The organism is Micromonospora sp. CNZ285, assembly GCF_004637285.1.
Genome location: NZ_SPQD01000001.1, coordinates 5,252,001 through 5,264,935 on the forward strand (window position 1 = coordinate 5,252,001; position 12,935 = coordinate 5,264,935).

11 protein-coding genes are annotated in these 12,935 nt (G+C 71.0%); 6 read left to right on the plus strand and 5 right to left on the minus strand.

Annotation, left to right across the window (positions count from 1 at the left end):
- The first annotated feature begins 252 nt into the window (after nt 1–252).
- From CLT75_RS23945 to CLT75_RS23965, 5 genes are all read left to right on the plus strand, one after another.
- Nucleotides 253–2,787 (plus strand): bifunctional diguanylate cyclase/phosphodiesterase, encoded by a 2,535-nt coding sequence (locus tag CLT75_RS23945; protein ID WP_135242567.1) that lies wholly within the window; start codon nt 253–255, stop codon nt 2,785–2,787.
- A 40-nt stretch (nt 2,788–2,827) separates the two neighbouring features.
- A complete protein-coding gene (locus tag CLT75_RS23950) occupies nt 2,828–4,171 on the plus strand; it encodes a glycosyltransferase 87 family protein (RefSeq protein WP_135242568.1) in 1,344 nt (447 codons plus the stop codon).
- The gene (locus CLT75_RS23955) at nt 4,168–4,800 is read left to right on the plus strand and encodes a phosphoribosyltransferase (RefSeq protein ID WP_135242569.1); all 633 of its coding nucleotides are present in this window, start codon (nt 4,168–4,170) and stop codon (nt 4,798–4,800) included. Before CLT75_RS23950 ends, CLT75_RS23955 begins: the two co-directional genes overlap by 4 nt.
- 23 nt (nt 4,801–4,823) lie before the next feature.
- Nucleotides 4,824–5,219: a TFIIB-type zinc ribbon-containing protein gene (locus CLT75_RS23960; RefSeq protein WP_030499471.1), complete on the plus strand. Its 396-nt coding sequence runs from the start codon at nt 4,824–4,826 to the stop codon at nt 5,217–5,219.
- Between the two features lie 94 nt (nt 5,220–5,313).
- On the plus strand, nt 5,314–5,994 hold the full coding sequence (locus CLT75_RS23965) for a maleylpyruvate isomerase N-terminal domain-containing protein (RefSeq protein ID WP_135242570.1): 681 nt from the start codon (nt 5,314–5,316) through the stop codon (nt 5,992–5,994).
- Between the two features lie 6 nt (nt 5,995–6,000).
- Here CLT75_RS23965 and CLT75_RS23970 read toward each other — a convergent pair whose 3' ends face one another.
- Nucleotides 6,001–8,682 (minus strand): replicative DNA helicase, encoded by a 2,682-nt coding sequence (locus CLT75_RS23970; RefSeq protein ID WP_135242571.1) that lies wholly within the window; start codon nt 8,680–8,682, stop codon nt 6,001–6,003.
- Nucleotides 8,683–9,079: 397 nt separating this feature from the next.
- Here CLT75_RS23970 and CLT75_RS23975 point away from each other — a divergent pair, with 397 nt between their 5' ends.
- Nucleotides 9,080–10,756 carry a hypothetical protein gene (locus CLT75_RS23975; protein WP_135242572.1) on the plus strand — a complete coding sequence of 559 codons (1,677 nt, stop codon included), beginning with the start codon at nt 9,080–9,082 and terminating at the stop codon, nt 10,754–10,756.
- 93 nt (nt 10,757–10,849) lie between these two features.
- Here CLT75_RS23975 and rplI read toward each other — a convergent pair whose 3' ends face one another.
- The 4 genes from rplI to rpsF all read right to left on the minus strand — a co-directional run bounded on the left by rplI (nt 10,850) and on the right by rpsF (nt 12,492).
- A complete protein-coding gene (gene rplI, locus CLT75_RS23980; RefSeq protein WP_135242573.1) occupies nt 10,850–11,296 on the minus strand; it encodes a 50S ribosomal protein L9 in 447 nt (148 codons plus the stop codon).
- A 14-nt stretch (nt 11,297–11,310) separates the two neighbouring features.
- A complete protein-coding gene (rpsR, locus tag CLT75_RS23985; protein ID WP_013289355.1) occupies nt 11,311–11,550 on the minus strand; it encodes a 30S ribosomal protein S18 in 240 nt (79 codons plus the stop codon).
- Between the two features lie 41 nt (nt 11,551–11,591).
- Entirely contained in the window at nt 11,592–12,119 is a 528-nt protein-coding gene (locus CLT75_RS23990) for a single-stranded DNA-binding protein (RefSeq protein ID WP_018788497.1), read from the minus strand.
- An 82-nt stretch (nt 12,120–12,201) separates the two neighbouring features.
- Nucleotides 12,202–12,492, minus strand: coding sequence for a 30S ribosomal protein S6 (rpsF, locus tag CLT75_RS23995; protein WP_013289357.1), 291 nt, complete (start codon nt 12,490–12,492; stop codon nt 12,202–12,204).
- Between the last annotated feature and the right edge of the window lie 443 nt (nt 12,493–12,935).

The following is a 12,935-nucleotide window of genomic DNA, read 5'->3' on the forward strand; positions in this document are numbered from 1 at the left end:
ACCGAGCGTAACAAGAACCAGGTGCATTGGCGCAATATGCGCATATGGACATCTAATAGATGTATCCCGGCCTAAAAGCCATAACATGTTCGACGTCGGATGGGCCGGTGATCGCCGGTTCTGGGGGTCGAACGAAGGGCGAGGCCATGCGCGGCAACGACTGGCTGTGAAGCGAACTTCCGGGGCGCCTGAGCGGGCCGTACAGTACGAGCACACGCACCGCTACGAACGAGCGCGGTGGAGGCAGACCACGTGACTCGCGCCCACGCACGCGACAATGGGACCGATCGGCGGCTCTTGCTGCTTGTCGGTCTCGTCGTGTTTGTGGCCGGCCTGGCCACGCTGGTCAGTTTCCGGCTGATCGCCGCAGGCGACCTGGCAACCCAGAAGAACATCACACGCGCGGCCACGATCACTTTTCTCGTAGCCGTAGCCGCGACGGTGAATGTGCGAATCCGCATTCGCGCCACCACTCACGGCGTCTCGTGGACGGACGCGGCTTCCGTGATCGGACTTGCGGTCGCACCCGTGCCGTGGGTCGTCATCGCCACCGGCCTGGGTGTCGCGATCACCCGCCTGATCGGTCGCCTCACCCCGATCAAGCTGGCCTTCGGCGTCGCCAAGGAGATGACGCTGGCAGCGGCCGGAGGCGTCGTCCTCATCGCCGCCGGCTGGTCCTGGCCCTGGTCAGGACCCATCGGCCGCTCACTGCCCGCCCTGGTGCTGGCCTACGTGACCGTCGTCGTCCTCGATGAGCTGCTCACCTTCCCGGTCCTCGCCTTCGCGACCGGCACACCGATCCGCAAGCGCTTCCGGGAGCAGCTGGATCTCCGGCTGGCGAGCGTGCTCGCCCGCTTCTCGGTGATCCTGTGCACGCTGCTCATCCTCCGGATCGACCCGACCTTTCTGATCGTCGTGCCGCCGCTCGTGTTGAGCCTGCATCTCGCCTACTCCAGCCGACTTCGTAATCGCGCCGAGCGGGAGGCCTGGCAACGGTTGGCCCGAACGACCGATGCATTGAACGTAGTCGATCTAGATCGGGTACTCACCACAGCCGTCACACAAGCGACAGAGCTGTTCTCCGCCGACGAGGTCGAAATCGAACTACGCGAGGAAGCACTGGTGGTGCGCGGCGTCGGAGGAGCGATCACATACCGCGGCCCGGCCGGCGAACCGAGCGCGATCGAGGGTTCGGTACTCACGAACCGCCTCGAAGGCCACGACAAGACGGTCGACGTCGGCGTGCTCCGGCTGCGGTTCGCCGGCCCGGTCGAGCTCTCCGAACGCGAGCAGTACACCCTGCGTACCTTCGCCTCCGCCCTCTGCACCGCGGTCCGCAACGCCCAGGCGTACGCCGAACTCGCCCGCATCGCCGAGGACCACGCCTACGCCGCCACCCACGACGCCCTCACCGGCCTGTCCAACCGGCGGCATCTGCTCGACGAGGGCAGCGCCCAGCTCACCACCCGGCACGCCGACGGCGTCACCGCCCTGGTGCTGATCGACCTCAACCACTTCAAGGAAGTGAACGACACCCTCGGGCACGGCGCCGGCGACCGGGTGCTGATCCAGGTCGCCGAACGCCTCCGCGGCGCCGCACGCCCCGACGACCTGGTCGCCCGGCTCGGCGGCGACGAGTTCGCCGTACTCCTGCGCGGCCTGCCCGCCCCCGCCGTCGCCGCCCACCGCGCCGAGGCCCTGCTCGCGGCGCTGCACGACCCGCTCGACCTCGACGGCATGCGGATCAGCGTGGAAGCCAGCGGCGGCATCGCCGTCGCCCCCGCCACCGGCGGCATGGCCGAACTGCTGCGCCGCGCCGACGTGGCCATGTACCAGGCCAAACGCGCCGGCCAACGCGTCGCCACGTACGCGCCGGCCCGCGACACCGCCGACCTGAGCCGGCTCACCCTCGGCGGCGAACTGCCCCGAGCCGTCGCCGACCACGAGTTCACCGTCAACTTCCAGCCCATCGTCGACCTGGGCAGCGGCGAGGTGATCGGCGCCGAGGCACTCGCCCGCTGGCACCACCCCACCCACGGGCTCATCGACCCGCTGCGCTTCCTCGAAGCGGTGGAACGCTCCGGGCTGCTCCCCGCCTTCGCCGAGGCGATCCTCGACCAGGCCCTCATCGCCGCCGGCTCCTGGCGCGACGCCGGCTTCGACCTGCCCGTCTCGGTGAACGTGTCCCCGCGCAGCCTGCTCGACGCCCGCTTCCCCGGCGCCGTACTGGCCCGGCTACGCGCCCACGACCTCCCGCCGGACCGGCTCGTCCTGGAACTGACCGAGACGCTCACCCTCAGCCAACTCGACGTCGTCGATCGCGTCCTCAGCCGGCTGCGGGACTCCGGCGTCCGGCTCGCGCTCGACGACTTCGGCACCGGATACTCGTCGCTCTCCCTGCTCTCCCGCATCCCCGTACACGAACTGAAGATCGACCGCAGCTTCGTCGGCGCCATGGAGACCGCGCCCGAAGCCGCCGCCGTCATCCGCTCCACCCTCGACCTCGGCCGCAGCCTCGACCTCACCGTCGTCGCCGAAGGCGTGGAGAGCGAACCGCAACGCCGCGCACTCTGGGAACTCGGCTGCGCCGCCGGGCAGGGCCACCTGTTCGCCCGGCCACTGCCCGCCGCCGCGCTCCTCGCCGCCATCCAACGCGGCCACGGCGGCCGGACCGGCGCGCTCGCACCCGCGCTGCACGACACCGGCGCCGTCATCCGCCTCCCCGGCCGCCGCACCGGCCGCACCCGCCCGGCACCCCCCGCCGCCAGCGACGCCCGGCAACCCTGACCCGGCCGGGGCACCCCGCCGGTCTGCCACACTGGCCCGCGTGACCGCCCACGCCGACCCGGCAACCCCCGTCTCCCGCCGCTGGTCGGCACTCGACACCGCCGCCGGCGGCCTCGCCCTCGACCTGGGCCTCTACGCCGCCGCCACCGTCTTCGCCGCGATCACCGCCGCCACCGCCACGCTGCCGCCGCACCGCGCCTGGGGCACCGTCGCCACCATCGGGTACGCCCTCGCCACGCTCGCCGCGACCACCCAACTGCTCGCCCGCCGCCGCGACCCCGGCACACCACTGGCCGGCCTGCCCGCACGCTGGACCGTCGCCGGCCTCACCTGGGCCGCCACCGCGCTCCTGCCGGTCATCACGCAGAGCGTCGAACGCGCCGGCGGACGCACCGACCGCGCCCAGGAGGAGGTGATCGTCGTCGAACACGCCGGCGCCCGCCTCGCCGAACACGGCACCCCCTACCTCGGACCCGACGCCATCGCCGCCCTGCCCCCCGGCGAACAACTCCTCGGCTACACCCCCTACCAGCCCGGCATGGCACTGTTCGGGCTGCCCCGGGCCGCCGTCGACGCCTGGTGGACCGACTCCCGCGTCTGGTTCGCCGTGGTCACCGCACTCACCCTCGTCGCCCTCGTCGCCACCCTCCGCGCCGGCGGCGGCCCGGCCGCACCCCGCCGCGACGCCGCCGTCCTGCGCGCCGTCCAAGCCGCCACCGTCCTGCCCGTCTGCGCGCTCACCCTCGCCACCGGCGGCGACGACCTCCCCGTACTCGCGCTCTGCCTCCTCGCCCTCGCACTCGCCGCCGCCGGCCGGCCCGGCCGCGCCGGCCTCGCGGTCGGCGCCGCCGGCGCCCTGAAACTCTTCGCCTGGCCGGTCGCCGTCGTGCTGATCTGCTGGGCCGCCACCCGCCGGGCCGCACTCCGCACCGCCCTCGGCGCCATCGGCCTCCCCGTCCTCGCACTGGTCCCGGTACTCCTCGTCGACCGCGACGCCCTCGTCGAGAACGTCCTGCGCTTCCCGCTCGGCCACGGACTCGTCACCAGCCCCGCCCAGTCACCCTTCCCCGGGCACCTCATCGCCGAGACACTCCCGGCCGGACGCGCCGTCGCCGCCGCGCTGCTCGTCGCCGCCGGACTCGCCATCGCCGTCCGGCTCCTGCGCCGCCCGCCCCGCACCGCCGCCGCCACCGCCCTCATCTGCGGGTACGGGCTACTCGCCGCGATCCTGCTCATGCCCTCCACGCGCTTCGGGTACCTGCTCTACCCGGCCGCCCTGCTCGTCCTCGCCCCCGCGCTGGCACTCACCCGACCGGACGACCCGGCGACATTCCCGGCAACCGCCCCGCGCGACCCGGCCGGAAGGCGTACACCTGAGGAATGACCACCTACCGCGACCGGGCCGAAGCGGGACGTGAACTCGCCGAGCGACTCACCGACCTCGCCGGCCGCCCCGACGTCATCGTCCTCGGCCTGGTCCGCGGCGGCGTACCCGTAGCCCGGGTGGTCGCCGACCGGCTTGGCGCACCACTGGACGTCCTCGTCGTCCGCAAGCTCGGCGTGCCCTGGGCACCCGAGGTCGCGTACGGCGCACTCGGCCCCGGCGGCGTCCAGGTCCTCAATGACATGGTCGCCGGCCGGATCAGCGAGAACGACAGGGCCCAGGTCCGCCGCCGCGAACAGGCCGAACTGGAACGCCGCGAACAGCGCTACCGCGGCGGCCGCCCGCCGCTCGACCTCACCGGCCGCACCGCCGTCATCGTCGACGACGGACTCGCCACCGGCGCCACCGCCCGCGCCGCCGTCCAGGTCGTCCGCCACCTCGGCGCCGCCCGCGTCCTGGTCGCCGTCCCGGTCGGCTCCGAGCAGGCGTACGACATGCTCGCCGCCGACGCCGACACGGTCGTGAGCTGCCAACTCCCGCACGACTTCGCCGCCGTCGGCGCGTACTACGAGGACTTCCACGAGGTCTCCGACGACGAGGTCACGCAGGCGCTGACCGCCACTGCGTGAAAACACCCGGTACCGTCGTTGTCATGCAGATGACCTGTCCCAAGTGCCGCGGAGAAATGCGCCAGTACGAGCGCAGCGGAGTAGTCATCGACCAGTGCGGCGAATGCCGGGGCATCTTCCTCGACCGCGGCGAGCTGGAAAAGCTGTTCGATGCCGAGGCCAACTGGAACCAGCAGCACGGCGGCGCCCGGCAGGCCGCGCCCTCCGGAGCCGGCTACCCACCGCCCCCGCCGCCCCCGCCCGCCGCCGCGCCGCACCAGCCCGGCTACGGCGCCGTCCCCCCGCCCCCTCCTCCGCCGCCGCCCGGCCACGGCTACGCGCAGCCCGCGTACGGCCACGGTCAGCAGCAGCACTACGGCTACCACGGCCACTACCGGCGCAAGAAGAAGCACGGCTTCCTCGGCGAACTGTTCGACTGACCGCCGACCACGCGCACGCCGGGCCGGTGCACCGCATCGACCCGGCGCGCTCGTCGGCGTGCCGCGCCCGCCACACCGTGGCAGGCTGCACGGCATGAGCCCGATCCGGCAGCACGAGGCGCTGGCCCAGGCGTACGACGGCATCACCGCCGTGGTCACCCCGCTCGACGACGCCGGCCTGCAACGGCCCACCCGCTGCCGCGGCTGGCTCGTCGCCGACCTGCTCTACCACGTGCTCTGCGACGCCCAGCGCGCACTCGTCGCCCTGGCCAGCCCCGCACCCGGACCGGCCGACGTGGACGACGTCAGCTACTGGCGCGCGTTCACCCCCGGCGACGACGACGCGAGCGCCGGGCACGCCGGGTGGGCGCGCCGCTCCGCCGCCGCCTTCGACCGGCCCACAGGCGTGGTCCGGCTCTGGACCGACACCGCGCCCGCCGCCGTCCGCGCGGCCACCGCAGCCGACCCCGACGGGTACGTGACCACGCAGGGTCATGTGCTGCGCGTACCCCATCTGCTCGCCACCCTGACCACCGAGGCGGTCATCCATCACCTGGACCTGGTGGTGGATCTGCCGGACGCGCCGCGCCCGGCGGCGGACCCGACGCGGGTCGCGGTGACCACGATGGACGGCCTGCTCAGCGACGACGCGGTACGGCCGGCCGGCTGGGACGACCACGACTACCTGCTGAAGGCCGCCGGGCGGGTGCCGCTCACCGACCGGGACCGGCTGGAGCTGGGCGAGGCCGCCGGCTGGTTCCCGCTGCTCGGCTGACGCGGCTCAGACGATCGCCATGTCGACGAAGCGCGACAGGTGCAGCTGGGCCGCTACAGTGACCGTGTCAGTTGGACCATTTCTGTGCTTTGCAACAATAAAGTCCGCTTCGCCCGCTCGCGGCGACTCCTTGTCGTAGTAGTCGTCGCGGTGCAAAAGGATGACAACGTCCGCATCTTGCTCGATCGAGTTGTGCGCGGCGATGCCGTTGGCGATGAAGTTGTGTGTGCCGAGCACGGTGGCGTCGTAGACGTCCTGCTCACCCATCGACTCGATCGAGACGATCTCGTCCCAGAAGACATCGTTCGTCGCGTGCAGATCAAGATCCGCAGAGTCCAACACCGCAGCCACCTTGGCGAGTCGTGACCGGCTGGGTGCACGCTTCCACATTGCGCTGCCAGAGAACTGGGTGCCGACGGCCGCTGCGAACTCGCGGTGGCTCATCTTGCGCTCCGCCAAGACTTCGCGAACTCGTGACCACACCTCCTTGGGCACGGTGTCCACGTTCGGATTGCTGACGACGGATTCGAGGGTCACAAGCAGCGCCGCGCAGCCGTTGGCCCGCTCGCCGTGCACACCGATCTCCCGGAGGAAGCGGAGCTGGTCGTCGCGACCGGAAATGTCCAGGGTGTACTGCGGCCGGTGTCTAGCGACCGGCACCTGTCGCAACCGAGCCGAAACTCCGTAGCGAAGCAGCAGGCGTGAGATGTCCTCCAGCATGCGCCGTGATGTCGAGGAGAAGTAGATCCGTCCGCCCCGACCGGACTTGTTGACGGTTACGGACCCGTCCGTCGCCCAGATGTGTCGCAGGAAGAGCGTGATTTGCTCCTTGGGCAGGCCGAACACCGCCGGTGGTAAGAACTTCTCGTGGGATCGCAGCCCGAACAGCCCCAACCCGTTTAACCACTCGGCTATCGGATTCCGTCGCCCGCGGGCGAGCCGGAATGGCGCCGGCAGCCGGAGCGTGGTCACTCGGGCAGCAGGGTAGTCGTCTCGCACAGCCGTGATCCCGAAGTGCGTGGCGGCCTCCGTCACGGCCGCCAGGTTGGCCTCGTCACAACTGGCGTAGCGGATCGGCTGCCGGCGGACGAACGAGCCGTCTCCGAGGAGGTGTGCCAGCATCACCACCTCCGGATCGGCCCACGGCTTGATGTTCAGCGGCGGCGGAATGTGCCGAGGTGCGGCAAGCCGTGTTCCCACCGTGAGTTCTCCCAGCGGCCGCCAACCGCCGAACGTGAGGAATGGGTGGTTGGCGGTCGCCTCCACCTGCTTCCCGGATGAAAGAGTCATCCGGAACACTTCGCGCGTCCCACTGGGGAAGGCGTGCGTGAGTGTCCGGGGGGTGTAGCGGAGACCTTCGTCGAGGGCCCAAACTGGAATGTCCCTGATATTCCCGGCAAGGAGCGCCCCCAGGGTGATCTCCGAGTTGTCATCGGCTCTGACGAGTCTCGTATCCGCCGTCAGACAGCCCGACTCACGCAGGTCCGAAAGCTGCGGTCGCTTGTCGGTGCGCTGCTCGGGGCCACGGTTCAGCTGGCTCACCGCGATCACCGGGCACTCGACTTCCTTGGCCAGCAGCTTCAGGCCACGGGAGAGGTCCGCGACCTCCTGCTGCCGACTCTCGGTGCGTTTCGGCGAGGTCATCAGCTGGAGATAGTCGACGACGATCAGCTTCAGGTCGTGCTTCTGCTTGAGCCGCCGCGCCTTCGCCCGGATCTCCATCAGGTTCATGCTCGGCGTGTCGTCGACGAAGAGCGGCGCCTCGCTGATCTCGCCCATGCAGCGGGCCAGCTTGGTCCAGTCGTCGTCGGAGAGCTGCCCGCTGCGCAACACGTGCAGCGGCACGCGCGCCTCGGCCGAGAGGAGTCGCATGACGATCTCGACCTTGCTCATTTCCAGCGAGAAGATCGCCGACGCCTGGTTGGCACGGATCGCTGCATTTCGGGCAAAGTCCATAGATGCGGTCGATTTGCCCAAGCCAGGCCTGCCGGCCACGATAATAAGTTGGCCGGCGTGCAGGCCGTTGAGCAGGCGGTCGAGGTCGGTGAACCCGGTCGGCACACCCGTCATCACCCCGCCCTGGGCGCCGACCGCCTCGATCTCGTCGAGCGTCGGCTGGAGCATGTCGGCCAGGACAGCGAAGTCCTCGCTGACGCGCTTCTCGGTGATCTCGTAAACGGCCTGCTGGGCGAGGTCGACGATGTCGTCGACGTCGCGGCTGCCGCTCGGGCCGGTGCCGTAGCCGAGCTGCACGATCCGGGTGCCGGCCTCGACCAGCCGGCGGAGCACCGCTCGTTCGCCGACGATGCGGGCGTAGTAGGCGGCGTTCGCGGCGGTGGGCACGCTGGCGATCAGCGTGTGCAGGTAGGGCGCGCCGCCGATCCGGGCGAGGTCGCCGGAGTCGGCGAGCGCGGCCGCCACGGTGATCGGGTCGGCGGGTTCGCCGCGACCGTAGATGTCCAGGATCGCGTCGAAGATGGTGGCGTGGACGGGGCGGTAGAAGTCGTTTGTCTTCAGGATCTCCACGACGTCCGCGATGGCGTCCTTGGACAGCAGCATGCCGCCGAGTACGCACTGCTCGGCGGCGACGTCCTGGGGTGGTGTCTTTTCGAACGCAGATTCGCGCGGCGGCGGCTCGGGCGATTGTCCCCCGGTCCGTTCCGCACGCGTCTCGTCGGTGACCGACACGGGTTCCCCCCTCGCTGCGTCGGATCGAGTCCAGCTCTATCGCCGGGGTATGACAACTCTCCGCCGACCCTCCGGTCGATCGGGGGTCATCGCCCGGCGGTCGGGGGACAACGATACGGAACCCGAGGTCAGCCGCTCAACAAGGCCGGTGGATGAGCCTCGGGACAACCTGTGGACGCTTGGGGACAGGCATGTGCGCAGGGTGTGCACAGGGGTGTGGAAAAGTGACGGGGAATTCCGGGCTTATCGCCTCTGACCTGGGCTTTTCCTATCCCCACCCTGTGGACGGAAGATTTCCGGCCAAGCTTTGTCGTCGTTCGTCCCGTACTATCGCTGCGAACGGCGACACCTGGGACAGCGGGTTTACTTTCGGGTTGAGAGAGGTCACGCTCCGGCCGTGAGACACCGGGACTGGGGAAGCGGGGAGGACAGCCCGCGCGAGCGACGGCCGAGCGGTTCCTGGGATGAGCCCGCCGGGCCGCGCCGGGTCGACTCGTACGCGCCGGAGGGCTACCGCACGGCGAGCCGGCGGCGGGCGATCGAGCGTGGCCAGGACGAGCCGGTGGAGACGTACCTTCCGCAGTGGGCGCTGGAGTCCGGGGTGAGCCGGGCGGACGGCGGTGGCCGGCATGCCGCGCCCGACGACGACGAGGTGGAGACGCCGTTCTCCGGTGGTGGTTGGCGGGCGGAGACCGGCCGGCGGGATCTGCACGCGATCGGCGCGGGTCCGTTGTCGGACCACACCGCCGAGTGGACGATGGACGCCCCGCAGGAGCGGGGGTACGTGGGTAACCGGCGGGCGGACGAGGACGACGAGCCGGTGTCGGGTGCGGCGCCCCGGAGTCGTCCGCGCCGGGCGTCGACGCGCCGGCCGCAGGTGATCTGGTCAGGGCTGCCGGAGTCGGCGGGTTCGGGCGAGGAGCCGGCCGGGCCGGACGGTGGACGGCCGGCGGGTCGCCGGCGTCGGTCGGCGTCGGGTTCCTCCTGGCCGCCGCCGGCGGGGTCGGACTCCACCTGGTCGCGTCCGGCGGCCTCGGACGGCGCGTGGTCGCGCTCGGCGACGGATGCCGAGTGGCCTGCGACGTCGGATGCGGGCCGGTCAGCACCGACGGCGGAGCCGGAGCCGGCGTGGGGACGGGCGACCGCGTCCGAGCCGGAGCCGACCTGGTCGCGGGCGGCGCCGCCGGAGTCGGCGCGTCCGGCGGCGGATCCGTGGCAGCGCCGCCGGGGCGCCGAGCGTGAGCCGGTGGATCCGCCCGCTGTCGACCCGTGGGACGCGTCGGGGGTGCACGCCTGGGACCGGCCGGTGCCCGCGAGCCGCTGGGAGCGGGCGGAGAGCGGGTGGGACCGTACGGAGCACACGGGTGAGTGGGACCGGTTCACCGACACCGGTTTCCTGGAGCCGGTGCGGGACACGGACGACCGATATGCGGGGGCGGATCCGTGGGATCGTTCGGCGCCGCCGGTGCGGGAGGGCTGGGCGTCGCCGGCGCGGGCCGAGGCGTTCTGGTCGGGTACGCGGCTCTCGGGTGACGATCCGCGGTGGATGGAGACGCCGTCGACGGCTCCGCGTTCGCCGGCGGTGGCGTACTCGGCGCCGCGTCCGCGTACCGTGCCTCGCCGTCGCCCGGTGGAGCCGGCGGCGTCGACGTTGCGGCGGCGGGTGGAGACGATCGGTGGCGGTTCGTGGGGTCGTCGGCTGGAGGACGACCTGCTGGACCCGGATCCGGGTGGTCCGTTGCGGCCGCTGGTCTACACGGCGGCCTGTTATCTGGTGCCGGCGGTGCTGCTCGTGATCGGTCTGCTGTTCCTCAGTGGTCAGCCGCCGGCGGGGTGCGTCACGGACATCACCGGTGGGGGTTGTGACTCGCCGCGTGCGCACGCCCTGGAGTCGTTGGTGTCGGCGGCGCCGCGGTTCGGGTTGGCGATGGTGAGCAGTCTGGTGGTGGCGGTGCTGCTGCGGCAGGTCGGTACGACGTGGCGGTCGGCGACTGTGGCGTTGGCGGCCGCTGTGGTGGGTGGTGGCCTGTCCACGGTGGTGATCAGCGCGGTGACGGGCCGGCCGCTCGGTTGAGCGGCTTCGGCCGAGTGACTCCGGCCGGCGGCGGGGATGCGGAAAGGCCCGCACCGGCTGCCGGTGCGGGCCTTTCGCGTCGTGCTTCGGGTGTCAGCCCTTGACCACGTTCAGGTCGAACTTGGCGGTCACCTCGGGGTGCAGCCGGATGCTGACCGGGTAGGAGCCGAGCGCCTTGATGTGGCCGGGCAGCTCCAGCCGGCGGCGGTCCAGGGTCGGGCCGCCGGCGGCCTTGACGGCGTCGACGATCTCGGCCGGGGTGACCGAGCCGAAGAGCCGCCCGCCGTCGCCGGCGCGGGCCTTCAGGTTGACCTTGAGACCCTCGACCTGGGTCTTGACCTCGGTGGCGTGGCCGAGGTCGCGGATCTCGCGGGCCGAGCGGGCCCGCTTGATGACCGTGACCTGCTTCTCCGCGCCCTTGGTCCAGGCGATCGCGAAGCCCTGCGGCAGCAGGTAGTTACGGCCGTAGCCGTCCTTGACCTCGACGATGTCGCCCGGAGAGCCGAGGCCGGACACCTCCTGAGTCAGGATGATCTTCATGTCCGTGCCTCCTCTCAGCGGGTCGTGGCCGTGTACGGCAGGAGCGCCATCTCGCGGGCGTTCTTGACCGCACGGGCGATCTGCCGCTGCTGCTGCGAGGTGACGCCGGTCACCCGCCGAGCGCGGATCTTGCCGCGGTCGGAGATGAACTTGCGCAGCAGCGCGGTGTCCTTGTAATCGATGTAGGTGATCCCGTCCTTGTCGAGCGGGTTCACCTTCTTCTTCGGCTTGCGAAGGGCCGCAGCCTTAGCCATTGCACGTGCTCCTGGTTTGCGATCGCGGGCGCTCGGCGCCATTAGAACGGAGGCTCCTCGTCGAAGTTGCCGCCCGAACCACCGCGGGAGGGGGCGGGGGCAGCAGAGGCCCAGGGGTCGTCGAAGTTGCCTCCGCCGCCGCCCTGGCCGCCACCACCACCGAAGCCGCCGCCACCGCCACCGGAGCGGGACATCTTCTGCACCTTCGCCGTGGCGTAGCGCAGCGACGGGCCGATCTCGTCGACCTCCAGCTCGATGACGGTGCGCTTCTCACCCTCACGGGTCTCGTACGACCGCTGGCGCAGCCGGCCGGACACGATCACGCGAGCGCCGCGCTGCAGCGACTCGGCGACGTTCTCGGCGGCCTGGCGCCAGACCGTGCACGAGAGGAACAGCGGCTCGCCGTCCTTCCACTCGCCGGAGGCCTTGTCCATGAAACGGGGCGTCGAAGCGACCCGGAACTTGGCGACCGCCGCGCCGGAGGGGGTGAATCGCAACTCGGGGTCATCGGTCAGGTTGCCGATGACCGTGATGGTGGTGTCTCCTGCCATGACCATCTCCTCGCGCACTCATCTTTGTGCCGTACAGGCTCTCAGAGCCGTACGACAGCGTGGATGAGGCTTGTGATCCGGACGTGCCGGGTCTAGATGCTCAGCGCATCTCCGGGCGGATGACCTTGGTGCGCAGCACCGACTCGTTGAGTCGGAGCTGACGGTCCAGCTCGCCAACGGCCTCCGGCGTCGCCTGGAGGTCGATGACGGCGTAGATGCCCTCGGCCTTCTTGTTGATCTCGTACGCGAGGCGCCGGCGGCCCCACACGTCGGTCTTCTCCACCGAGCCACCCGCGGTCCGGATCACGTTCAGGTACGTGTCGAGCGACGGGGCGACGGTGCGCTCCTCGAGGCTGGGGTCGAGGATCACCATGACTTCGTAATGACGCAAGACGTGCTCACCTCCTGTGGGCTAAGCGGCCACGGTCCTTCCGTGGCAGGAGGTCGTGCGTCGTTGCCCGCGCCGATACCGGGGGAACCCGGCCGGACACACGGACAACCGGACCAGGATAGCCGGTCCGGACGATCATGGCCGGGCCGGTGGTCCCGGTGCCGGGTGCGGCGACAGGGGCCCACCCCCGGCGAGCCGGCGGGTGGACCCCTGTCCACGGGACCGCGGGGCGTCCCGTCCGCATTCCTTGGGTGGGACCTGGGGAGGAACGACCACACCGATGAGGTTGGATCGAAGACGCCCCGCGGAGCTTTATCGTGTTGTCACCTGGTCTGACCATACAATGGCTCTCGTCACCACTTGGGGTAAATGGAGGAATTGGTCCGACTGCCGGTTCCCGTACCGGGATGACGAGCGGATCCCGCCCCGTCGTGCCGGGCCGC